Source organism: Rhizobium sp. WSM409 (assembly GCF_057653825.1).
Genome location: NZ_JBYGKP010000002.1, coordinates 500,694 through 521,651, shown reverse-complemented (window position 1 = coordinate 521,651; position 20,958 = coordinate 500,694). Strand labels below are relative to the sequence as shown.

The window sequence follows — 20,958 nt, the reverse complement described above, 5'->3', positions numbered from 1 at the left end:
CTATCTCCTGTTTCCATCGAGACAGAGGTAAACCCTTGCGTCAAATGCCATTAGATCGCGATCGGGCACATGATCTGTGCCCCGGAGATGCCAATGCCAAACCTATTGGATGAGACGCCTGGGATGACGGCTTTCGTGCGAACCGTGGAGGCCGGCTCGTTTACGGCAGCCGCACGCGACCTGAGCACAACGCCATCGGCGGTCTCTAAAAGCGTGGCGCGACTGGAGAGAAAAATCGGGACGCGGCTCTTCCTTCGTTCCACCCGAGCACTCACCCTGACACAGGACGGGCAGGTGTTTTTCGAGCGTGTCGCTCCGCTTCTGCGAGAACTCGATGCCAGCGACGACGCCATCCGTTCACAGGCGGGCCCGTCTGGCAGGCTGCGCATCAGTATGCCGAGCGAACTTGCTCCGCTATTGCTACCGCAGCTATTCGGCACTTTCGCGAAGAGTTATCCGGACCTCCAGCTCGATGTTGGGCTGACCGATCGCTTCGTCAACCTGGTCCGCGAGGACTATGACGTAGCTCTACGCGCTGGAACGCCTTTACAGGAAGACCTTATCGTGCGGCGTCTGGCTGACCTACCAATGGTCATTGTCGCCTCCCCTGCCTTTTTGGAAACACGGGGCTATCCGAAATCCATGGAAGATTTGGCCGGCTTGCCGTTTGTGCGTTACGCGATGGGCGGCGCGGTGCAGCCTGTCAGGCTTGCCGACGGTCCTGCGTTCACTCCCAAGGGGCGAGTCGATTGCGATACGGGGACTGCGATGATCCACGCCGCGCGCAGCGGTCTAGGGGTAGCCTATCTTCTGCGATGCCTGGTGATGGCGGAATTGGAGGCTGGCACGCTTGTCGATCTTGCTCCGGATATCGCGCTTCCAAAGCTTCCGCTCAGCGTCCTGCATGCCTTCGGGCGGACAGTCCCGATGCGGGTGAGACTATTCTGCGGCTTCATGGCCAGCGAAGCGAAAATCCTAGCCAACCTTTAGCATCGGCATCAATGACGCCCGATCTTGCTGCATCACTCATCGAAAGGAGCCGCGGCAACAAGATCGACCGAGGAAGGACCCTTGTAGCCAGGGACCAGCCGCTCGCCAAAATCCCGCACAAAATTGTCGTAGGTGGTTTCCGGCTGCGTCTTGGCAATGTGGCAAAAACATGCGGTCATTTTTTTCTTCATCCCAAGCCGGGGAAACGCGGTAATGATCGCTCGCACCTCGGACGAGGGGATGAGGCTGTATTTGAGGCCCACGACATCAAAGCAGATTCCGGTCGTGCAAAGTGCGATCTCTGCCTCCTTGTAGAGCCCGATCGAAGGCGTCGAGTTAAGAGCCACGCTGTCCCAGATCAGTTGCGCGCGCCGTCCATCGAGCCCGGCTTCAGTCGCAAAATTTCGAGCGAGATCGGCGGCTTCCACTTCGAAACGGCGAGGCCCCTCAAATCGGTCGTTGAGGGTGATGTCATGTAATAATGTGCCGGCTGCAAGCACTTCTGCGTCGTGCGCTAATTTCTGTATCTCGGCGATCTTCGCCGCAAAGAGCCAGGATCGCATCACGTGATTGAAAAGGTAGGGTTCACAAATATCCCGCGCATACTCAATCGCCCGGTCTACGAGCGGCGTACTGGGAACCAAGACATCAGCGATTATCCGTGTTTGCTTCGAAGTCATGACGTAACCTTCCCCTGGGATTTGTGGCGTGAAGAATTGAGGAAAACCTTGCGCATTGGCATCGTCCACGCTCTGCCGCGAGAGCCGCATGCGATCGACAGTGGGATCGCATGCAGTCGCGTGGATGGGACTTAGGCCATCGCGTGGTCAATAATCCCAGAAAACGGGGACCCAACGAAAGGCGTCTCCGTCGACCGCAACATGCCCGACCGACGGGAATGGCATATGCGTGGCCACCAGCAATTCCCCTGTTGCCGCCAGCTCCTTTAGGAGTCCGACCCGTACGCGAGCAGCCTCTTCGGGATCGTGCTCGAAGCCGTTGAACCAGTCGGGATGTTCGAAGCCAACCGCGAATACGGCGTCGCCGGCAAACATCAATCTGTCTTTTCCGGATGCGACGCGCACCACGCTGTGTCCTGGAGTATGGCCACCGGTGCGAGAGACGACAACACCGGGAGCCACCTGATGTTCCTCATCGAAGAGACGCAGCTGGTCATGGTATTCCTCGGCAAACCGTGCGGCAGTTGCGCGTAGTGCATCGGGAAAGCCGTTAGGCATTTTGACATGCGTGAAATCGGGTGCCTCCCAGAACTTGACCTCGGCGGCGGCCACATGAATGCGCAGGTCCGCGCGCAGCTTTTCCTTCACGCCATCGACGAGCAACCCGCCGACGTGGTCCATATGCATGTGGGTAAGGACGACGTCGGTCACGGAGCCGAGGTCGATGCCGGCGCTCTCCAGTCGCTGCACAAGCTGCCCAGCCCGCGGCAGGTTCAGTTCAGGATCGAGACCAAGACCTGCGTCGATGAGTATAACCTGTGCGCCGCTGCGCACCACCACTGCATTTAGCGCCCAGTCGAAGGCTTCCTGAGGCAGGAACATATTGTTCAGCCACGCTGCACGGTCTGCGGGGTCGGCGTTGTATCCCAACATATTGGTTGGGAGGGGTAGCACGCCGTCACTGATCACCAACACTTCGATATCGCCGACCTTCACCGCGTACCGAGACGGGACCAGTTCCTGGGTTGCCGGTCGGCCTGCACGTTGCGTGTTTTCCAGGCTCGTGTTTGTCCGCTGGTGACCCATTGTACCGGCGGTTGCTTCTGCTTGCGTCATGATGCGCTCCTGTTTTCGGGACTGGAACGTGCCGCGCACGAACCATGCAGCGAAGTGTATTGAGGAGCATTTGGACGGTCGATTGGGTCAAGGCAGAGGAGAGCCTACCGCAGAGGATAGGGTGGCCTTGTTTTTAGTTTACAAGCCCGAAGGTTAAGTAGAGGCCAAATCCATTTCCACCACCTGGCATTGCTCGCCAGGGCTCGTCTCTTGACGAGCTGAAATGACATTTGCCAATTGATCATTTGGATCAGCTTTGTCGGTCGCTCAGGGCATTGCGAACGGCCGCAACGAGGGCGTGCCCATCGAACGGCTTTCGTAGAAACCCGTCAATGCCCCGGGCGCGGTCCTGGTCCGCGATTTCATGGCGCCCGGTAATCAGGAAAACAGGCAGCTGCGGATCTGCTTGCCTGACGAGATCCCGAAGTTCGAAACCGTCGGCGCCAGGCATCCCTATATCGCTAATCAAGACTTCGACGCCTTCGAGGCCGTAAGCGAGCAGCGCCTCACCCGAGTGGAAGCTTCGCGTTCGGAATTCCGCCGATTCCAGGAGTTCAACCAGCGAAGCAAGTACCGTCGGGTCGTCGTCGACGATCGCTACTAGAGGTTTGTTCATACCGTCCTCCCTAAGGCCCAGTTACCTGGTCATGGCATCTTCGCCACGTCGAGCGGCAGTGTGAAAACGAGTATCGCGCCGAGCGGTTCATTCTTTTCTGCCCATAACTGGCCACCATGCGATTCGATGATCGAGCGCGATATAGCGAGGCCCATTCCCATCCCGTCGTCTTTTGTGGTGAAGAACGGCTCAAAAATCTTGTCCGGGAACTGGATGCCTCGCCCCCTGTCCTTGACCTCGATGCGAACCATATCCCCTGCCCGGAAGGCCCGGATATCGAGAACACGTTCGCCCGAAACGGAAGCCATCGCATCCATGCCGTTGCGCATGAGATTAACCAACACCTGCTGTATCTGCACCCGGTCGAACGGGACAAGCCGAAGACCGCTCTCGCCCTCGATATTCATGGTGATGCGCCGCCTCCCCGCCTCCTCTGCGAGCAGGTCACGTGCCTGTCTGACGACCGTGCCAAGCTCAGCGCTGTCGCGCTTGTCCGTCGATTGCTTGAAGAGGGCACGAATTCGGCTGACGACATCGGCTGCGGAATTGGCACTTTGAACCAGACGATCAAGCGCCTTCAGCGCGCGTTCGATATTGGGCGGGCCGGCGGTGAGCCATCGCTGGCATGCACTGGAATAATTCATGACGGCGGAAAGCGGCTGATTTACCTCATGCGCGATCGAGGCTGACAATTCTGCGAGGCTGGCGGCCTGGCTTGATCGCGTGAGATTTTCCTGGGCGCGGCTCAGCTCCTCTCGCGCGTTCACCTGATCCTCGATATCCAGACAGATACCGTTCCACTGAACGATCTCACCGTCTCCATTGTGCATCGCCGAAGCCCGGGTCTCTACCCAGCGGTACACCCCGTCAAAGCGACGCAGCCGGTGTCTTAACAAATCAGGCTCGCCAGTCGCTAGTGAATGAGCGTACCGCCGCTTGACCTCAACCAGATCGTCGGGATGGATCACAGCGTCGAGAGTGCCCTCCAGCCGGGTTTTACCCAGACCATCCGTTTCTTCGAGGTTGAGGCCGAGGTACTCGCGGAGACGCTTGCTGCGATAGATCGGCTTGCCGACGGCAAAGCGCAATAGATCAAAGCAGGCAGCGTTTCAACGAGCTGCTGAAGCTGTTGTTCGCTTTCCCGCAACGCGTCCTGAGTGGCTATGAGGTCATCGATGTCTGAGCTCACGCCATACCACTGGACGATCAGGCCTGCTTCATCCCGTAAGGGATGGGCTCGCGTCTCGGTCCAGTGATAGTTGCCATCGGCGCGATGCTGGCGATACCTCTGGATATAGGGCGTACCTGATGCCACGGAACGGAGGAAGGCCTCTCGCGCCGCCGCCCTGTCTTCGGCGTGAACGACGCCAAGCGACGCAGATCGATCCGGCGCGGTGATGTCCTCAAGCGTGGCCCCGGTGACCTCGGTGAAGGGCTTATTGACATAGGTCGGAGTTCCGTCGGCCATCGTGCTCCAGATCAGCGCCGGTACGGAGTCGATCAGTTGCTGCAGTTGGCGTTCTCGCTCGCGCAGCTCAACCTCGAGGGTCCGCGGCGGCGCGTCGATGTCTATGAACGTGCCGTACCAGCCAGCGATCGCACCGTCCGCGTCATATGTCGGCTGGCCGCTGCTGCGCACCTGGCCATAACCTCCGGTCGCACGCGGCATCCGATGCTCGACACTATAGTGCTCGCCCGTCTTTTAACACCGACGCCATGCCTCGGCGGCCGCGTCGTAATCGTCCGGGTGAATAATCCGCCTCCAGCCAGACGAATTGTTGTCCGGCGGCCAATTGAGGCTTTCCAGGCTGGCTTTCAAGGGAGCAAGCGCAGCCGGTGTCAAATAGATAAAATTGCCAATGGCATCGGTCGCCCAGGCATTGCCGGTGATCCGCTCGGCCAGCTTCGCGGCTTCTACTGCTTTGGTACGGGGCGGCTCTTGCGATCCACCGCGCCTATCCATTCCCGATATTCCCGCAAGCTTCGACATGCCTCACCCCGGATCCCATGACATTCGAGATCACCGTGGTGCGCCTGATTGCGTGACAGCACCACAGCCATCTGGGGAGAATGGTATATCGAAGCGTCTGGCAGAAACACCTGTGCCGAAGAATAGGGCGAGGTTGGCGAGGCAATACGAATCCGACGGTGGTCGAGTACTTACCAAACTCACGCAGCAACGAGACGCAATGCTCGCAAGGTGGGGATTAACGACCTATCATAGTCCCTCTGAGTGACTTGTCGGGAAGAAACGCGGGCGGTCATCAGGAGATGGCCAGGCCCTCGCTTTCCAACGCCGTCTGGACCGAAGGCCGCGCCAACAGGCGCTTATAGAGTCCATACAGTGGCGTCGGAATTGCGACACCAAACATACTGGCCCATCGCATCATCACGAACAGATAGAAGTCGGCTACGCTCGGCTGATCGCCGAACAGGTATTCTTCGCGCATCCGGTCGGCTAGATACCGGAGGCGATAAGTGATAGAGGCGCTAGCTCCGGATTGTTCTTTCGGATCTGCGCCCGAGAACAGAGATTCGAAGCGCTTGTGGACTTCCGTCGAGAGATACGCCAGGGCCTCGATAAGTCGGATACGGCCGAACTCACCGCTGACGCCAAGGGCAGGCAGTTCTCCGGCGAGATAGGACAGCACCGCAACGTTCTCAGTGACGACCTCGCCACTATCAAGCATCAGCGCCGGCACATATCCCTTGGCGGTCACCGCGCGGAAATCACCACCGGATGCGGTTATCTTCGTTTTCAGGTCGACACGTTCGGCTTCGAATTGCGCTTTGCCCTCGATCAGGCAGATGTGGCTCGCCAGGCTGCAGGCGCCAGGCGCGTAAAAGAGTTTCACGACCATTGTCTCGTTTTCCTTCGGCGTTTTCGGTGGATTTCGGCCTGTGGCCGACATTCAGGTGCTGAAGATCGTCCGGATCGATTTCAAGAAAGCGGAAGCACTCCGCTCGTGTTTGATCGCTACCGACGGCAGCTGGCCGACGTCGTCGGAACTTGCAGCCAGTATCGCCGAGACCTCTTCAGCTATTGCCGGCCGGTCGGCGATCAGGTGCGCAAAACTCTTCTGGTCGATCTCATAGGCGGTCACCCGCGTGAGCGCCTGCAGCGCGTAGGTTTCTTGCATTCCGGCGAAGAGGCCCGTCTCTCCGAAAAAGTCGCCCGAGGAAAGTCGCCGCTTTTCCTGCTGGTCGTGCTGCATCGATATCACCCCAGTGCGGACAATCATCATCGATGGCAGCGCCTGCCCCTGCGAGACAATGAGATCGCCTTTGCGGTATTCACGGTCTACGCCAGACTGAGCCAGTTTTTCTCTTTCGAGCCGGGTTAGGCTGGAAAAGATCGGATTTTCATCGAGCATCTCCTCCAGGATCTCTTCTCGCGGCCTGCTGATTTGATCCGACTGAACCCCGGCGGCGATGGCCGAAGACGGCATTGCGAGCTGCAGACCGATGGACCTGCAATGCCGGTAAAAGCGGTCGATCACCTCGTTTCGCGCCTTCATTCTCAGCATCGGATTGCTCACCCGGAAAAACAGGTGGATTTCCAACGCTGTCGCATCCACACCATTTAGCGAAACCAGTGGCGGCGGCTCGCGCATGATCGAATTGCACCCTGCCAGAACCGTCAGCATCGCCTCTTCGACGATCGAAGGAGCCTGCGTCGGGACCACCCGCACCATCATATTGAGCAGATGCGTTTCGTCGGGCCGGCTGACATTGGTCAGCTTCTGCTTCGCAAGAACACTGTTCGGTAGAACCACAATATTGTTGGCGCCCGTCAATATCTGGGTCGAGCGCCAGGTGCTCGCGATGACCCTTCCTTCAGTACCGTCCTCAAGGAGAATCCAGTCGCCCAGCGCGTAGGTATGCCCGAGATTGAGAGCGACACCGGAAAATACGTCGCCGAGCGTGTTCTGAAGAGCAAGGCCGAGCGCAATGGCGATGACGCCGGACGTCGCGATCAGCGTTCCGACCGGGGCGCCGAAAACGAAAGCCAGTGCGGCGAGCGTGGCACACAGGTAAACCGCGCCGACGACGATATCTTGAAGCAAACGGGCCTCGCGCGGCCGGCCTTCCAGAACAAGATAGATCCGCACAAACCCGATGACAGCCCATGAGAGATGAAGCCACCACAGCAACTGGGCGAAGACGATAAAAGCGGCTCGTTCGTCGCCTAAGCGCAAACGTTCCGATTGACCTAGCGGAATATCTCCAAGAACGAGGACAGACGTCATGGCGGTGAAAAAGATAATCTGCACCACCAGCCGCAGATTGGAACGTACCGAGCCGATTGCTTTCCACACGGCTATTCCGGTCAGGCCAAGAATGATGAGCCATGCCAACGGCGTCGCGGCGATTTCAACCAGATATGCATGGAGCATGGCGATCATCCCGATATTGGCTATCAGTAACCAATGCCGGCGATGTAGTTTGCCAGCATATGTTCCTGCAGCTGTTCCTATTCGAAGAGCACCTTCAGGGCATCACGGATATCCAGTACCCCCAGCGGTTTCGCGTCTGCGCCGAGAACCGGCATGTTCTGGATGCGGTGTTCAACCATGACCTGCCATGCGGCCTGCAATTCGTCGGCCGGGCTGCAGAAAATGATGTTGCGGCTCATTAGCGTCTCGATGCTGGCGTTCTGCTCAATATCCGTGAGATGGCGAATAAGGTCGGATTTGCTGAGTACGCCCGCCGCATTGCCACTTGTTTCGCTGACGACAGCCAATCCGATCCCCGGATTGGAAAGCGTCCGGGCAGCAGACTGCGGCGTGGTGGCGACATTGATCACCATCAGGCGAGCCGATGTCATGGGATAGAGTTTTTCGATGCGCATGGGCCCCTCCTGACGGCGCTGGCTGGCGCAGCCGGGTATGTCAGTATTGGTTATGGTTCGTTCTCGGGATGGCGGCCGCTATCGGTGCCACCTCGAGAACGATGCAAGTGCCTCGCCGGACTACTTTTCGTAGATCGTCAGGTTGGTTTCGTCGGTATCGACCACGAACACCGCAAGCAGGCGAGCGCGCTCCGTCTTGCTTGCATTTTCGCTGACGGCATGATGATCGCCGGGAAACTCGGAAAAGTTCTCGCCGGCGTGGTAGACCGTAACGGACCCGTTATTGACCTGGCTGGTTATCGCTCCCTCCAGTACAGTCGCATAGATAAATGCGGAATTCGGGTGGGTGTGGGCTGGCGAAGTGCCGCCTGGCGCGTATTCGACAAGCACGCCCTTCATGCTCTTGCCGGGTACGTTCGGCAGTGGCTGATCAAAGACCACCGTCACCTTTTCATCTCCCCCGTCGTCGTGGGCCAGGACCGCAGGGCTGGTGGCGAATACGAGAGCCGTCGCAAAGAGAAAAGTCCTGATCATTTTCTGTCTCCTTATTGAGCTGGCGTCTGCCGGCCCCTCGGGCCGGCGAGACTGAGAGGAATTTGCGAGCGCTTACTTCTTCTGTGCGGCGGGGGACTTCAGCCAGTCCTCGAAGCGGATGGCGCCGAGGCGAGCGCCGGCATCGGGAACCAGCGTCCGGGCATCGATCGCGACCTCGAAATACCGAGCGTCCGGGTCAGGCACGAGGGTGCGCGGGTCGTCGGTCGCCTTGAGGTAACGCGCGATGAACTCGTTCATCGGTGCCCGCTCCGGACCGGCGATCTCGATCACGCCGTTAACCGGCTCGGCCAGAGCGGTATCGGCCATGGCATCGGCGACGTTGTCCGCTGCAATTGGCTGGAAAGCGCCGGTCGGCGCGCGAACATTTGTCCCCTCGGTCGTCGACTGGGCAATGGCCCCAACGAACTCGAAGAACTGCGTCGCTTGGACGATCGTATAGGGAATTCCAGAACTCCGGATGTGTTCTTCCTGGCGCAGCTTGGCGCGGAAATATCCCATCGCCTGCATGCGGTCGGTGCCGACGACCGAGAGGGCGACGTGATGGCGAACGCCTGCGGCCTTTTCTGCGGCGAAGAGGTTGCGGCCGGCCGCTTCGAAGAATCCCATGGCGGCTTTTTCTTCGAAGGACGGCGAGTTTGCCAGGTCGACTACAACCTGCGCACCGGCCACAGCTTCGGCAAGGCCTTCTCCGGTGACGGTATTTACGCCGGAGCTCGGAGACGCGGCGAGTACTTCGTGCCCCTTCTTGCGCAGCCGTTCGACGGCCTTCGAACCAATGAGGCCTGTGCCTCCGATGACGACGATTTTCATGTTCAATCTCCTGGTTTCAAGTTTGAAATTGTGGTTGCAGGGTCGCGCGCCCGCACTACTGTGCGGAGGCTGCTTCCTCGATCAGCGAGGCAACTTCCTTTGGATGGGAGACCGGCAGGGCGTGCGATCCGCCCTCGATGACAACGGTCTTCAAGGCTCCTGCGCGCTTCGCCATAAACGCCATGACTGCCGGCGGGATGTTGCGGTCCGCGGAACCGTAAATCGCGTAAGATGGCAACGTCTTCCATGAAGCGACCCTCGATGGTTCGGCCAATGCGGTCTGCGCGATGGGACGCTGGGTGACCGCCATCAGCTGCGCTTCGCCTTCAGGCACATCGGCGGCGAATTGGTCGTGGAACCGGTCCGGCCGTATGTAGAGGTCCTGGCCCCCGCCTGGCAGCGAAGTGGTCGTCAACGCATCGGCCAAGGTGCTGCCGGGAAATTTTGCCGATAGGCTCACGCTGGATTCGCCGGTTTCAGGAGCAAAGGCCGCTACGTAGACCAAGGCCTTCACATTCGAATTTCCGTTGGCCGCTTCGGTGATGACAGGCCCACCATAGGAATGACCGACCAGCACGATCGGTCCCGGGATCGAGCGGAGCACGCTTGCAACAGCAGCAGCATCGCTTGCGACACTGCGAAGTGGATTGGCGGCGGCGATCGCCGTATAGCCGTCCTTGGAAAGGACGCCGATCACGCCGTTCCAGCTCGCCCCTTCGGCAAACGCGCCATGCACCAGGACGATCGTCGGCTTTGCTCGCGGTTCCGCGGCCTGTGTGACTGCGATCCCCGCCGTGCCCACCGCTGCGACAAGCACTAGAATTCTGAGAATACTGCGCATCTAATGTCTCCTGTTTGTGCCTTTCGACCGGTCAGGAGAATGCGCTACGGGAGGCCGCCAGCCTATCGAACACAGGCATCAGGCACCTAGTCCCAGAGTACAGGTATGATAGATCGGGTGATTAGACGCCGTGCCTGAACTCACCGCCGCGCAAATCACTTACGAGGGAGGGTTACGTACGGCAGCGATGATGGACGCATGAGTCGTAGAACGAGCTCGAAAGTCTCACGCGCTCTGCGAAGTGACGAAGAACAGCAAGCCCGGCGCTGTGCTTCGCGACTAGACCTTTGCGGAGAATGGACATGGACGTCAGGCACTCGACGGCAGGGGCCAAGTTCAGACTTGCTGTCTGTCACGCTAGCTGGAAGGCAGTGAATCCCAGGCACGGATCAGTTCGCCGACGGAAATAGTCCGCATCTTGCGCATCACATTGCTATGGTGGAGCTTCACGGTGATCTCGCTAATTCCGAGCTCAAACGCGATCTGCTTGTTGAGCCGCCCGCGCGCGACTTCGCCAAGGACCTGGCGTTCGCGTGGGGTTAGGGTCGCAAAGCGGGTGGAGTGCTGCTGGATGTTTTCCGCCTGCGCCCTTTGCTCCACGTCGCGCTGGATACCGGCAATAACGGCGTCCAGAAGGGTCTGATCCCGCACGGGTTTCGTCAGGAAATCGACGGCTCCAGCCTTCATGGCCTGGACAGTCATCGGGATGTCGCCGTATCCAGTGAGAAACACGATAGGTTTCGTGACCCCACGCGTCGACAGTTGGTGCTGTAGGTCGAGTCCGCTCGCGCCCGGCATGCGGACGTCCAGCACCAAGCAGCCCGGCCGATTGGGAAGGCCGGCGCTCATCAACTCGCGCGGTGAAGGAAAGCAGGCGACATCGAGGCCGACCGATTCCATCAGTTCCTGAAGGGAATTGCGCACATCTTCGTCATCATCGACGACCAGAACCAGCGGACTTTCCGCAGCGACAGCTTGTGTAGCATCTGATCAACTCCCAGCACGGCAGTTCATTGGCTCTACCACGCTCGTCGGCGAGTAAGAGACGTCGTGGCAGGCCATGTCGAAAATCTCCTGCATCACTTTAAATCCTCATTTGCGGTTGCGCCGGCGTCTCAGCGCCGCACGGTTGTATTCTTAGCCACCACACAGGACCTGCTCTTCCAGCTTCTCAGGACAACGCTCAATCCTCTGCTGCACCACCTCGGGTCCGTCCCTTCGTCCGGTCCGCGAACCAATCGCGAACGTCGTCGGAAAACTCAGGCGGCGCCTTTGGACCGAACTCGGCGGCGATATCGGCCAGCGTCTGGCTGGCGAGCGAATCCCGCATCGCTTTTTCCGCGCGCACGCAGCATCGCCGCGTGGATAGCGCACACGCCTTTCATCGCCCATGACGGCGGCCGCTCGCGATAGACCGCGCAGCGCCCTCGAATCTCCTGGCAATCGAACAGAGGTTTCCTGCCTTCGATCGCATCGACGACCTCCAGAACCGTGATGTCTCCGGGCGGCTTTGCGAGCAGGTACCCCCCTTTGATACCCTCGGAGGCGGATACGATCCCTGCCTTTTCGAGCTTCGGAAATACCTTCGCCAGAAAACTCGGAGAAATTCCCTGAAAATCTGCCAGGTCGCGACTGCTAAGCGGCGCCTCGGGCGAGCTCGCCAACCATAGGAGACAATGCAACCCGTATTCCACACCTGCCGTCATATGCGCCATAACGCATTATGCTAGGCAAGCATTTATTTGCGGCGTCGGGCGCACAGCAGCTGCCGCCGATCCAGCCGGACGTCTGGCGCCGATTGGTCCTGCCTGTGCATTGGAACCTAGAGCAACTTCATTTAGCCATTCAGGCCGCATTCAACTGGTGGAACTATCATCTCTATGAGTTCCGTGTTGGCGGCCTGCGGTACGGGGACGTCGAGATCCTGACAGAGGATGCGACCGACGACGATCCTAGGGTTTTCGATCAAAGAGAAGTTCGATTGCTGGACTTCAAGGAAGGTTCCGACTTCAGCTACCACTACGATTTCGGTGATGGCTGGCGGCACACCGTCATCATTGAGGAGTTCCTGACGCTTGCGACCTCACCCAGAAACGGGACCTGCGTCGATGGCAAGAGAGCGCGACCGCCCGAGGATGTCGGCGGTGTGTCGGGTTATGAGCGGTTTCTGGAGATTATTGCCGACCGGGAGGATCCTGAATACGCCGAAACCATTCGGTGGTGCGGTGGCCACTTTGATCCCGAATGGTTCGACCTTTCGATGACGGATAAAGATGTCCGCAATGCTCTACGGGCGAACGTCAAACGGCGGCTTTATCAACCGAAACCGAAAGCTATTCCGAAGAAATGAGTGAAGAAGGGTTCCGGGCTGATTAGAACCGATGCTCGCGATTATTTTGGTTCGAGAAATGTAAAGCTGACATTCAACGATGATGGCTTATTGGATGAGGCAGCTGGCGGACCCTCAGGTCCTCAATGCTTCGACGATAACTCTGAACGCTGGCGAATTCTGCCGGGGGCTCGGATAATACAAATAATAGCCCGGGAACATCGGCGACCAGTCGTCGAGAACCTGGACAAGCTCTCCGGAAGCAAATTCATCTCCGACGAGGCTCTCCGGCACATAAGCGATCCCGTACCCGCTGACGGCCGCGTCGATCATGGCATACGACGTATTGAACGTCAGTTGGCCATCGACCCGGACCCGGACCTCTCCACCGTCTTTCTCGAACTCCCACACATAGAGCCCGCCTGCCCGGGCCTGCCGGTGGTTGATGCAGTCGTGACCAACGAGGTCACGGGGCGTTTCTGGGGCGGCTCGCTTCTTAAGATAATCCGGAGAGGCGACCGCGACCAAGCGCCAGTCAGGACCGATGCGAACGGCAATCATATCCTTGTCCAGGCTCTCACCAAGGCGCACGCCGGCGTCGAACTTCTCCTCGACGACATTCCTGAAGCCGTTATCGCTGTTCAGTTCCACCTTGATGTCCGGATACTGCTTGAGCACAGGCCGAAGCTTCGGCCAGACGACGCTCTCCAGGGCGTGATCTGACAGGGTGATGCGAACTGAGCCGGTCGGCTTGTCCCTGATTTCCATCAGTTCGTCGATCTCGGTTTCGAGCTCTTCGATCCGTGGCGCCAGCGAGCGGATGAGCCGCTCTCCGGCCTCTGTTGGAACTACGCTGCGGGTAGTGCGTGTCAAAAGACGTAGTCCCATCCGGGCTTCAAGCTTCTTGATCGTGTGGCTGATTGTCGATTGCGATGTCCCGAGCTTGGCAGCCGCTTTCGTAAAGCTTCGCTCTTCCGCAACCGCGAGAAACCACAGCATGTCGTTGAGATCTTCGCGTTTCATCGCCGCCTCCTGCATCGTCCATTCATGTCATAGATCGATAAGTCCAAGCGAATTGCAATGACTAATCATCGAACTGCGCTCGGCATATATTGCCGCCATGACACAGCAAGCTCTCACACACACAGAATTTCTCGATGGCGAAGCCGGACCGAACGCGGTGGCGCCTGCCAACTCGGCTGTGCCGAAGGCCGCCTGGGGCGCTGTCGTTTCGATGGCCCTATGCGTCGCCGTGCTGATCGCATCGGAATTCATGCCGGTCAGCCTTCTGTCGCCAATCGCCTCTGAGCTGGGCGTTACCGAAGGTCATGCCGGCCAAGCGATTTCGATTTCGGGGATCTTTGCCGTCCTGACCAGTCTCTTCGTGGCCGGGCTGACGCGTCGATGGGACCGGCGAGTGGTTCTCGCGTCCTTCTCGCTGATCCTGGTGATCTCAGGAACCATCGTCACCTTTGCCCCGAACTATCTCGTGCTGATGATAGGACGTGCCATGCTGGGGGTTGCCATCGGCGGCTTCTGGTCGATGTCGACCTCGATCGTCATGCGGCTGGTCCCTGAGGAGTCTGTCCCCAAGGGACTGGCCATGCTGAACGCGGGCAATGCCATTGCCGCGACGATCTCCGCGCCGCTCGGAAGCCTGCTTGGCAGCTATATCGGTTGGCGGGGCGCCTTCTTCGCGGTCGTTCCGCTCGCCCTTGTTGCGCTCGTCTGGCAGTGGATCAGCCTGCCGTCGTTGCCACCGCAGCGCAACGAGGGATCCTCTAACGTCTTCCGGCTGATTGCCCGCCCACAGGTCGCGATCGGCATGGCCTCGGTCATGCTGCTGTTCATGGGCCAATTCGCGCTCTTCACTTACCTGCGGCCATTTCTGGAGACGGTAACGGCAGTGTCGATATCGACCCTCTCCTTTCTGTTGCTGTTGATGGGCTTGGCGGGTGTTGTCGGAACATATCTCATCAGCCATCTGCTTCAGAAGCGGCTGTTTCCCATTCTCGTGGCAATCCCGCTCATCATGGCGTTGATCGCCTTAGGCCTGATTGCCGGCGGATCATCCGCTACCTCCACAGCCGCCCTTCTAATTGGCTGGGGTTTGTTCGGCACAGCGGCCCCGGTCGGGTGGGGTACGTGGCTAAGCCGCACCATGCCTGACGACGCGGAGGCCGGCGGCGGATTGCAGGTCGCAACCATTCAGCTCGCCATCACCCTCGGGGCGTCTACGGGCGGAGTGCTGTTCGACGCCACTGGCTGGTGGTCAACCTTCCTGTTCGCCGCAGTCCTGCTTGCCGGATCATCCCTGTTGGCTGTCGCGGCCTGGCGGTCAACACGCCGCTGAGCCAGCGGTTATCCATCATTGCATTTCAATACGACACCACAACAGGAGATATCCAAATGACAAACAACAACGTTCCAGACGACGACACTCGAATCTCGAGCACCGGTATCGACCGCCGCAACCTGCTTAAGATGACTGGCGCAGGCGTGGCCGCGCTTGGCGCCATGTCGATGTTCGATATCATGGAAGCAAGAGCGCAGGACATGTCCAACGGCGCATCCAATTTTTACACTAGTGACAAGGTGACCCGGCACAAGGTCACGTTCAAAACCCAGTACCAGACGTCTGTCGCTGGCAATCTCTATCTCCCCAAGGATCTCGACCGGACGGCAAAAAGCCCTGCCATCATCGTCGGTCATCCCATGGGTGCGGTTAAAGAGCAGAGCGCAAATCTTTATGCCACTAAGATGGCCGAGCAGGGATTTGTCGCCATGTCGATCGACCTGCCCTTCTGGGGAGAAAGCGAAGGCCAGTCGCGCAATCTCGTTTCACCGGAAGCCTATGCCGAAGCATTCAGTGCCGGCGTCGACTTCCTCGGGTCGAGTGACTTCGTCGATCGAGAGAATATCGGCGCGATCGGCGTTTGCGGTAGCGGCAGCTTCGTCATCAGCGCCGCCAAGATCGACCCGCGGATCAAGGCGGTTGCCACCGTCAGCATGTATGACATGGGTGCAGCCTTCCGGGACGCGCTCAACAAGTCGCAGACGGTCGAGCAGCGCAAGCAGTTCATCGCGACCGCGGCTGAACAGCGTTGGGCTGAATCGGATGGTGCAAATATCCAGTACATCGGCGGCACCACGCTCGAACTGACGGCTGATACAGATCCAATCCAGCGCGAGTTCTACGACTTCTATCGCACGCAGCGTGGTGAATTCACGCCTGCTGGTGTGGCTCGCGAAACGACGACAAAGCCGACGCTGAGCAGCAGCGTCAAGTTCATGAACTTCTATCCGTTCAACGACATCGAGACGATCTCGCCGCGGCCGATGCTGTTCATCTCGGGCGACCAGGCCCACTCGAAGGAATTCAGCCAGGACGCCTATAACCGCGCGTCCGAGCCGAAGGAACTCGTCTGGGTCAAGGGGGCTGGTCACGTTGATCTCTATGACCGCGTCGATCTCATCCCCTTCGACAAGCTGAAGGGCTTCTTCGATCAGCACCTCGCATAGCAAACGAACCGACTGAGGTTTTGCTCGTTGCCCACGCGGACTTTGCAGTCTGCGTGGAGGCGTTCCAGATCCGCCGATTGTGAGCGACAGCCGGTGCGGCGTTTGTCTGCTTCCACCGCACGACTTGAAGGAAAAGATATGAAAGTGTTTCGCCGGTCCGCCTTGCTGGTTGCGCCGCTCGCCATTGTCCTCACTGGCTACTTCATTGTTGACACCGAGCTGTCGCTAACCCCAGCGTTTGCAGCGTCCAACTCCGTGACGTTTCCGCCGCTGGAACAGCTCGAGCACTACACGACGGTTCGGCGAGGGATCACCCGCGAGCATATGCTGACAAACCCGGCGGCACTTGCAGCACTTAAGGCCGGGCAACCCGTTCCAACCGGCACCCATATGGTTCTCGTCGATTATCAGAGCGATGTTCTGACCCGTTACCTCGTGGCCCAGAAGATCGGTGCCGGCGCGGATCAGTGGGAATACCAGTGGTTCTGGCCGGATCGCAGCGTTAAGGCCGACGAGAATGTCGCCCGATGCTACTCCTGTCATCGCTCGAAACAGTCCGAGCAGTTCATGTTCACGATGAGCGGCGCGATGTCAGACGATGATCCGCTGTGACGGAGGTGAGAGCTCCGATGTTGAGGTCAGCCAGAGATCGACTGCTTCTTCCTGCCGCCATGGCGGCCCTCCTGATATCGGCCCTCGCCTATTGGTGGCTCGACAACGGTCCTCATGAAATCTTCGGCACGTTGATATTCGGCCTGCTTGGGTGGCACCTGACCACGAACCGGCGCTGGTTCTTGATGCTCCGCAACGGCCGTTACGACGCGCGCCGATGGGTGGTCCTGGTGGCGCATATCTGGCTTGGGATAACTATGACGGTGCTGGTCGTCACCAGCGTGCTGATCTCACGGGCGGTTCTCAGCTTCGCGCAGTTCACCAATAACGTGAGCGTCATCGAACTTCACTGGTTCTCGGCATACTGGGTCGCCGTTATTGTTGCCGTTCATGCTGGAACCCATTGGACCCGAGTCATGACGGTGACAGGAAACGTCTTGAGGCTCTCTCCATCGCCGATCAGGTCTGGCATACTGCGGCTAGCGGCCCTGTTGCTTCTGTGTTTTGGCGCCTGGAGCTTTGTCGTGCTCGGCGTGTCGACCAAACTGACGTTTGGTTACAGCCTGGAGTTCTGGGACTTCACCAACGGGGTCTCGCCATTTTTCGCGCACTGGACAGTTGTGATGGCGGGTGTGGCCATGCTCTCCCACTACGCTATGGCCTGTCTAAGACTGCTCGATAAGACGCGTATTCGTAGAACGGAAGGTCAAACATGAAACCGATTTTTAGCGCAGGCTTTACCGCCGCCGCACTCACGCTCAACCTTGGAGGATCCGCCTTGGCACAGGAACGCATTCTGATTTCGTCCGACTGGGGCAATGTTTCAGCCGAACTGGCGGACAATGCCTCCGCTCGCGCGCTTGCCACGATGCTGCCGTTGACGATCGAGATGGACGATCATCTTCGTCAGGAAAAGACGGGTGACCTGCCGACCGCCTTGCCGGCTGCTCCCCGTCAGCGCGAATTTTCCACCGGTACTTTGGGTTTGTGGAGCTCTGGGGATTTCGTGATCTACTACCGCGACGGACGCGTGCCGCAGCCGGGCATCGTGATCCTGGGACAAGTCCAAGGCGACGTTTCGGTCTTCGATCGGCCCGGTAAGGTCACTGTCAAGATCGCAAAGGCTCAATGAGCTTTTGCTACCCGGAACGTGACGGGGTGGTCCGTTTTGAGATCGATAGCGCCTCAAAACGAACCCAATGCATCATCAAAGCCCGCCCAGGCTCAGATACTTGATGTTGAGATAGTCCTCGATGCCGTGGGAGGAGCCTTCTCGGCCAATCCCACTATCCTTGACCCCGCCGAACGGGGCTTCCGGCGTCGTGATTACCCCGGCGTTGATGCCGATCATGCCGCTCTCAATCGCGCGGGCAACGCGAAACGTGCGAGCCAAGTCACGCGTGAAGAAGTAGGCGGCAAGGCCAAACTCGGTAGCGTTAGCCGCGTCAATGCCCTCCTGTTCGTGCCTGAACCGGAACAGCGCTGCGACGGGGCCAAATGTCTCCTCGTGGGCAATGAGCATTTCGGAAGTGGCGTCGGCGATCACCGTCGGCTCGAAGAACGTCGCACCCAACGCGTGCCGCTGGCCGCCGATAAGAATACGTCCACCCCTGGCCTTGGCGTCCTCGACATGCGCTTCAACTTTTTTGACGGCCGCCTGGTTGATGAGTGGCCCCTGTTCAACGCCGGCTTCAAAACCGTTGCCGACTTTCATCTGCCTGACACGCTCGGTCAGTCTCCGGGCGAATTCGTCATAGATGCCGTCCTGCACATAGAAGCGGTTGGTGCAGACGCAGGTCTGGCCACTGTTGCGGAACTTGCCGGCGATAGCCTGTTCGACGGCGAGATCGAGATCCGCATCATCGAAGACGATGGTCGGCGCATTGCCGCCCAATTCCATGGACAACTTCTTCATGGTGTCTGCAGATTGCCTGTAAAGCAATTTGCCGACGCGCGTGGAGCCGGTGAAGGTGATCTTGCGAACCTTCACGTTGCTGGTGAGTTCCCCGCCGACTGCAGCGCCATCACCGGTCACAACATTGACCACACCTGCAGGCACACCGGCCTTTTCTGCCAGAATTCCATAGAGCAAGCCGCAGAACGGCGTGAACTCGGAGGGCTTGATGACGATGGTGCAGCCCGCAGCCAGCGCCGGCGCCACCTTGCGAGAAAGCATCGAGAAGGGGAAATTCCACGGCGAGATCGCACCGACGACACCGACCGGCTCGCGGGTCACCAAAATCTGGCGATCCTTCCAAGGGGACGGCACGATCTCGCCGTTGATGCGCCGCGCTTCTTCGGCAAACCACTGGATATAGTCCGCACCCAGCTTCATTTCTGCGCGGGCTTCGGCCAGCGGCTTGCCCTGCTCCAGAGTGAGCATGGTGGCGAACGTGTCTAGATTGTCGTAGACGATCTGCGCCATTTGGTGCAGCCGCGCGGCGCGCTCGGCCGCCGTTGTTCGCGACCAGCTGACGAACGCGGACTGCGCTGCGTCGATGGCTTTGCGGGTTTCGACCGCACCGACCCATGGGACATCGCCGATCCAGGCCTCGGTCGCCGGATTTTCCACCGCGTAAGTCCTGCCATCGTCGGCGCCGACCCATTCACCCCCGATGTAGTTGGCTTCCTTCATCCAGCCATCGGCTTTGAGTTGTTCGATTGACATTGTCATTGGTTTGCCTTTTCCCAGGTTTGATGGATTGATCGATCTCAAGTGTCACGCGAAGAAATCGCTTCATTGACGATCGCCCCTTGGGCGATCGTCACGCCAAGCTGTCAGTTCCAGGGCTCACCATTACCGAAGGACCAGTCGGAGCGATCGACGTAGAGCATGTTGATCATGATGTCGTCGGGACGGACGGAGAGCTCTTCCTTCAGTTCATCGGCGAGGAAGCGGAAGAATGCGAGTTTCGAAGGCTTGTCGTTGCCGACCGTGCTGGTCACCTGGATCAGCAGAAAGTCGGGCGAGCGCTCGAATCCGAGGAACTTCGGATCGTAGATGAGATTGTCGGCGGTATGCTCGCTAACAACGATGAATCGATCGCCGTCCGGCGCTTTCAGGACATCGACGATGCCGCGGTAGACGATGTCGGCAACGACAGCGCGGTATTCCGGGGTCTTTCCTTTGATCAGATCGATACGTGCGAAGGGCATGGTGGTCTCCTTTGATTGAGCTTGACGTGCAAGCTGCGAGATTGATGGCTTAAGGTTTTGGGGGGACGGCAGGTCACGGAGCTGCCGGTTGCGCCGACGATTAGCGTTCGTCGATTTCGGTTACGCCACTTTGGCGGTCGGCATAGGCGGACTGGAAGGATGGGCGCGCCTGCCAGCGCTTCCAATAGGCGTCGATATACTCGAAGCGTTCGTCGAGCGGCGTTGCGTTGATGGGAAATTTCGAGAAGGCGATGGCGACCGCCATGGTCATGTCCGAGAAGGTTGGAGCCTCGCCGCCGAGCATCCATTCACGGCCATCGGCCAGATGCTGATTAACCAGGCCGGCGTGGGCCAGGGCCTCCTTGCGGCAATGCTCGCCCCAGGCGTGATTGGTGGTCAGTTCGAGCTTGGGGCCAAGGCCCTGGTGCAGGACGTGAAAGGCGGTGACGATGCGGTAAAGGATGTGAACCCAGATGCGGTTGCCCCACATGGTGTCCAGCCCCTGCTCCCGTGCCGTTTCGCCCATGATCTTCCGGCCCGGCATGGACTGGTCGAGATAGCGCGCGATGGCGTCGGTTTCGGCAATGTAGGTGCCGTCGGAAAGCTTCAGGGTGGGCGTCTCGTCCCAAGGGTTCATCTTGACATGCTTCCATTGGCGCTGCTCGCCGGCTGGGCTCATGTTGTAGATCTGTTCCTCGAACCGGTCGGCAATGCCCTTCTCGTGCATGAACAGGCGCAGGCGCTGCGGGTTTGGGAAAGCGGAAGGCGATGTGAAGAGGTGAAGCTTGTCGGACATTGTGGAGTTCCCTTTGAGTTGACTGGTCGGGTTGGTCTCACTATCTATCTGTCGTCAGGTAGTCTGTGGAGCCATACCTATGC

22 protein-coding genes and 2 pseudogenes are annotated in these 20,958 nt (G+C 59.0%); 7 read left to right on the top strand and 17 right to left on the bottom strand.

Annotation, left to right across the window (positions count from 1 at the left end; translation table 11 throughout):
• Positions 1-93 precede the first annotated feature (93 nt).
• Complete coding sequence (locus AC25BC_RS25980) at positions 94-990, top strand: LysR family transcriptional regulator (protein WP_128439804.1); 897 nt, start codon at positions 94-96, stop codon at positions 988-990.
• 32 nt (positions 991-1,022) lie between these two features.
• Here AC25BC_RS25980 and AC25BC_RS25975 read toward each other — a convergent pair whose 3' ends face one another.
• The 13 genes and pseudogenes from AC25BC_RS25975 to AC25BC_RS25915 form a co-directional block, all read right to left on the bottom strand.
• Complete coding sequence (locus tag AC25BC_RS25975) at positions 1,023-1,670, bottom strand: HD domain-containing protein (RefSeq protein WP_128439887.1); 648 nt, start codon at positions 1,668-1,670, stop codon at positions 1,023-1,025.
• A 147-nt stretch (positions 1,671-1,817) separates the two neighbouring features.
• Entirely contained in the window at positions 1,818-2,756 is a 939-nt protein-coding gene (locus AC25BC_RS25970) for an MBL fold metallo-hydrolase (RefSeq protein WP_245459889.1), read from the bottom strand.
• 280 nt (positions 2,757-3,036) lie between these two features.
• Positions 3,037-3,402: a response regulator gene (locus tag AC25BC_RS25965; protein WP_128439806.1), complete on the bottom strand. Its 366-nt coding sequence runs from the start codon at positions 3,400-3,402 to the stop codon at positions 3,037-3,039.
• A 29-nt stretch (positions 3,403-3,431) separates the two neighbouring features.
• Positions 3,432-5,071, bottom strand: a pseudogene (locus AC25BC_RS25960) (PAS domain-containing sensor histidine kinase).
• 33 nt (positions 5,072-5,104) lie between these two features.
• Positions 5,105-5,392, bottom strand: coding sequence for a hypothetical protein (locus AC25BC_RS25955; RefSeq protein WP_245459881.1), 288 nt, complete (start codon positions 5,390-5,392; stop codon positions 5,105-5,107).
• 274 nt (positions 5,393-5,666) lie between these two features.
• Positions 5,667-6,263: a glutathione binding-like protein gene (locus tag AC25BC_RS25950; protein WP_245459882.1), complete on the bottom strand. Its 597-nt coding sequence runs from the start codon at positions 6,261-6,263 to the stop codon at positions 5,667-5,669.
• A 51-nt stretch (positions 6,264-6,314) separates the two neighbouring features.
• The gene (locus AC25BC_RS25945) at positions 6,315-7,799 is read right to left on the bottom strand and encodes a mechanosensitive ion channel family protein (protein ID WP_128439807.1); all 1,485 of its coding nucleotides are present in this window, start codon (positions 7,797-7,799) and stop codon (positions 6,315-6,317) included.
• 77 nt (positions 7,800-7,876) lie between these two features.
• Positions 7,877-8,254 (bottom strand): CBS domain-containing protein, encoded by a 378-nt coding sequence (locus tag AC25BC_RS25940; RefSeq protein WP_128439808.1) that lies wholly within the window; start codon positions 8,252-8,254, stop codon positions 7,877-7,879.
• 120 nt (positions 8,255-8,374) lie between these two features.
• A complete protein-coding gene (locus tag AC25BC_RS25935) occupies positions 8,375-8,788 on the bottom strand; it encodes a cupin domain-containing protein (RefSeq protein ID WP_128439809.1) in 414 nt (137 codons plus the stop codon).
• 72 nt (positions 8,789-8,860) lie between these two features.
• On the bottom strand, positions 8,861-9,619 hold the full coding sequence (locus tag AC25BC_RS25930) for an SDR family oxidoreductase (protein WP_128439810.1): 759 nt from the start codon (positions 9,617-9,619) through the stop codon (positions 8,861-8,863).
• A 55-nt stretch (positions 9,620-9,674) separates the two neighbouring features.
• Positions 9,675-10,460, bottom strand: coding sequence for an alpha/beta fold hydrolase (locus AC25BC_RS25925; protein ID WP_128439811.1), 786 nt, complete (start codon positions 10,458-10,460; stop codon positions 9,675-9,677).
• Positions 10,461-10,817: 357 nt separating this feature from the next.
• Entirely contained in the window at positions 10,818-11,414 is a 597-nt protein-coding gene (locus AC25BC_RS25920) for a response regulator transcription factor (RefSeq protein ID WP_128439812.1), read from the bottom strand.
• A gap of 229 nt (positions 11,415-11,643) precedes the next feature.
• Positions 11,644-12,175: pseudogene (locus AC25BC_RS25915) on the bottom strand (RrF2 family transcriptional regulator).
• A gap of 8 nt (positions 12,176-12,183) precedes the next feature.
• On the opposite strand from AC25BC_RS25915, the gene AC25BC_RS25910 reads away from it, so the two are divergent.
• Positions 12,184-12,810, top strand: coding sequence for a plasmid pRiA4b ORF-3 family protein (locus AC25BC_RS25910; RefSeq protein ID WP_128439813.1), 627 nt, complete (start codon positions 12,184-12,186; stop codon positions 12,808-12,810).
• Between the two features lie 114 nt (positions 12,811-12,924).
• Here AC25BC_RS25910 and AC25BC_RS25905 read toward each other — a convergent pair whose 3' ends face one another.
• Entirely contained in the window at positions 12,925-13,812 is an 888-nt protein-coding gene (locus AC25BC_RS25905; RefSeq protein ID WP_128439889.1) for a LysR family transcriptional regulator, read from the bottom strand.
• 97 nt (positions 13,813-13,909) lie between these two features.
• On the opposite strand from AC25BC_RS25905, the gene AC25BC_RS25900 reads away from it, so the two are divergent.
• The 5 genes from AC25BC_RS25900 (at position 13,910) to AC25BC_RS25880 (ending at position 18,055) form a co-directional block, all read left to right on the top strand.
• Positions 13,910-15,142, top strand: coding sequence for an MFS transporter (locus AC25BC_RS25900; protein WP_432431586.1), 1,233 nt, complete (start codon positions 13,910-13,912; stop codon positions 15,140-15,142).
• Positions 15,143-15,198: 56 nt separating this feature from the next.
• Positions 15,199-16,311 carry an alpha/beta hydrolase gene (locus AC25BC_RS25895; protein WP_128439814.1) on the top strand — a complete coding sequence of 371 codons (1,113 nt, stop codon included), beginning with the start codon at positions 15,199-15,201 and terminating at the stop codon, positions 16,309-16,311.
• Between the two features lie 138 nt (positions 16,312-16,449).
• Complete coding sequence (locus tag AC25BC_RS25890; protein ID WP_245459884.1) at positions 16,450-16,923, top strand: cytochrome P460 family protein; 474 nt, start codon at positions 16,450-16,452, stop codon at positions 16,921-16,923.
• Positions 16,924-16,940: 17 nt separating this feature from the next.
• Positions 16,941-17,639, top strand: coding sequence for a hypothetical protein (locus AC25BC_RS25885; RefSeq protein ID WP_128439815.1), 699 nt, complete (start codon positions 16,941-16,943; stop codon positions 17,637-17,639).
• Positions 17,636-18,055 (top strand): cyclophilin-like fold protein, encoded by a 420-nt coding sequence (locus tag AC25BC_RS25880; RefSeq protein WP_128439816.1) that lies wholly within the window; start codon positions 17,636-17,638, stop codon positions 18,053-18,055. The genes AC25BC_RS25885 and AC25BC_RS25880 overlap by 4 nt, the downstream gene beginning before the upstream one ends.
• A 75-nt stretch (positions 18,056-18,130) precedes the next feature.
• On the opposite strand, the gene AC25BC_RS25875 is transcribed toward AC25BC_RS25880, so the two are convergent.
• From AC25BC_RS25875 to AC25BC_RS25865, 3 genes are all read right to left on the bottom strand, one after another.
• Positions 18,131-19,597, bottom strand: a complete 1,467-nt coding sequence (locus AC25BC_RS25875; RefSeq protein WP_128439817.1) for an NAD-dependent succinate-semialdehyde dehydrogenase — start codon at positions 19,595-19,597, stop codon at positions 18,131-18,133.
• Between the two features lie 104 nt (positions 19,598-19,701).
• Positions 19,702-20,079 (bottom strand): tautomerase family protein, encoded by a 378-nt coding sequence (locus AC25BC_RS25870; RefSeq protein ID WP_128439818.1) that lies wholly within the window; start codon positions 20,077-20,079, stop codon positions 19,702-19,704.
• Between the two features lie 100 nt (positions 20,080-20,179).
• On the bottom strand, positions 20,180-20,875 hold the full coding sequence (locus AC25BC_RS25865) for a glutathione S-transferase family protein (RefSeq protein ID WP_128439819.1): 696 nt from the start codon (positions 20,873-20,875) through the stop codon (positions 20,180-20,182).
• Positions 20,876-20,958 lie beyond the last annotated feature (83 nt).

Coding starts and splice junctions, on each gene's coding strand:
- AC25BC_RS25870 (WP_128439818.1), bottom strand. CDS start 20,079: ATGCCCTTCGCACGTATCGATCTGATCAAAGGAAAGACCCCGGAATAC.
- AC25BC_RS25975 (WP_128439887.1), bottom strand. CDS start 1,670: ATGACTTCGAAGCAAACACGGATAATCGCTGATGTCTTGGTTCCCAGT.
- AC25BC_RS25890 (WP_245459884.1), top strand. CDS start 16,450: ATGAAAGTGTTTCGCCGGTCCGCCTTGCTGGTTGCGCCGCTCGCCATT.
- AC25BC_RS25925 (WP_128439811.1), bottom strand. CDS start 10,460: ATGCGCAGTATTCTCAGAATTCTAGTGCTTGTCGCAGCGGTGGGCACG.
- AC25BC_RS25970 (WP_245459889.1), bottom strand. CDS start 2,756: ATGGGTCACCAGCGGACAAACACGAGCCTGGAAAACACGCAACGTGCA.
- AC25BC_RS25910 (WP_128439813.1), top strand. CDS start 12,184: ATGCTAGGCAAGCATTTATTTGCGGCGTCGGGCGCACAGCAGCTGCCG.
- AC25BC_RS25880 (WP_128439816.1), top strand. CDS start 17,636: ATGAAACCGATTTTTAGCGCAGGCTTTACCGCCGCCGCACTCACGCTC.
- AC25BC_RS25965 (WP_128439806.1), bottom strand. CDS start 3,402: ATGAACAAACCTCTAGTAGCGATCGTCGACGACGACCCGACGGTACTT.
- AC25BC_RS25865 (WP_128439819.1), bottom strand. CDS start 20,875: ATGTCCGACAAGCTTCACCTCTTCACATCGCCTTCCGCTTTCCCAAAC.
- AC25BC_RS25935 (WP_128439809.1), bottom strand. CDS start 8,788: ATGATCAGGACTTTTCTCTTTGCGACGGCTCTCGTATTCGCCACCAGC.
- AC25BC_RS25900 (WP_432431586.1), top strand. CDS start 13,910: ATGACACAGCAAGCTCTCACACACACAGAATTTCTCGATGGCGAAGCC.
- AC25BC_RS25895 (WP_128439814.1), top strand. CDS start 15,199: ATGACAAACAACAACGTTCCAGACGACGACACTCGAATCTCGAGCACC.
- AC25BC_RS25875 (WP_128439817.1), bottom strand. CDS start 19,597: ATGACAATGTCAATCGAACAACTCAAAGCCGATGGCTGGATGAAGGAA.
- AC25BC_RS25885 (WP_128439815.1), top strand. CDS start 16,941: ATGTTGAGGTCAGCCAGAGATCGACTGCTTCTTCCTGCCGCCATGGCG.
- AC25BC_RS25950 (WP_245459882.1), bottom strand. CDS start 6,263: ATGGTCGTGAAACTCTTTTACGCGCCTGGCGCCTGCAGCCTGGCGAGC.
- AC25BC_RS25930 (WP_128439810.1), bottom strand. CDS start 9,619: ATGAAAATCGTCGTCATCGGAGGCACAGGCCTCATTGGTTCGAAGGCC.
- AC25BC_RS25940 (WP_128439808.1), bottom strand. CDS start 8,254: ATGCGCATCGAAAAACTCTATCCCATGACATCGGCTCGCCTGATGGTG.
- AC25BC_RS25905 (WP_128439889.1), bottom strand. CDS start 13,812: ATGAAACGCGAAGATCTCAACGACATGCTGTGGTTTCTCGCGGTTGCG.
- AC25BC_RS25955 (WP_245459881.1), bottom strand. CDS start 5,392: ATGTCGAAGCTTGCGGGAATATCGGGAATGGATAGGCGCGGTGGATCG.
- AC25BC_RS25980 (WP_128439804.1), top strand. CDS start 94: ATGCCAAACCTATTGGATGAGACGCCTGGGATGACGGCTTTCGTGCGA.
- AC25BC_RS25945 (WP_128439807.1), bottom strand. CDS start 7,799: ATGCTCCATGCATATCTGGTTGAAATCGCCGCGACGCCGTTGGCATGG.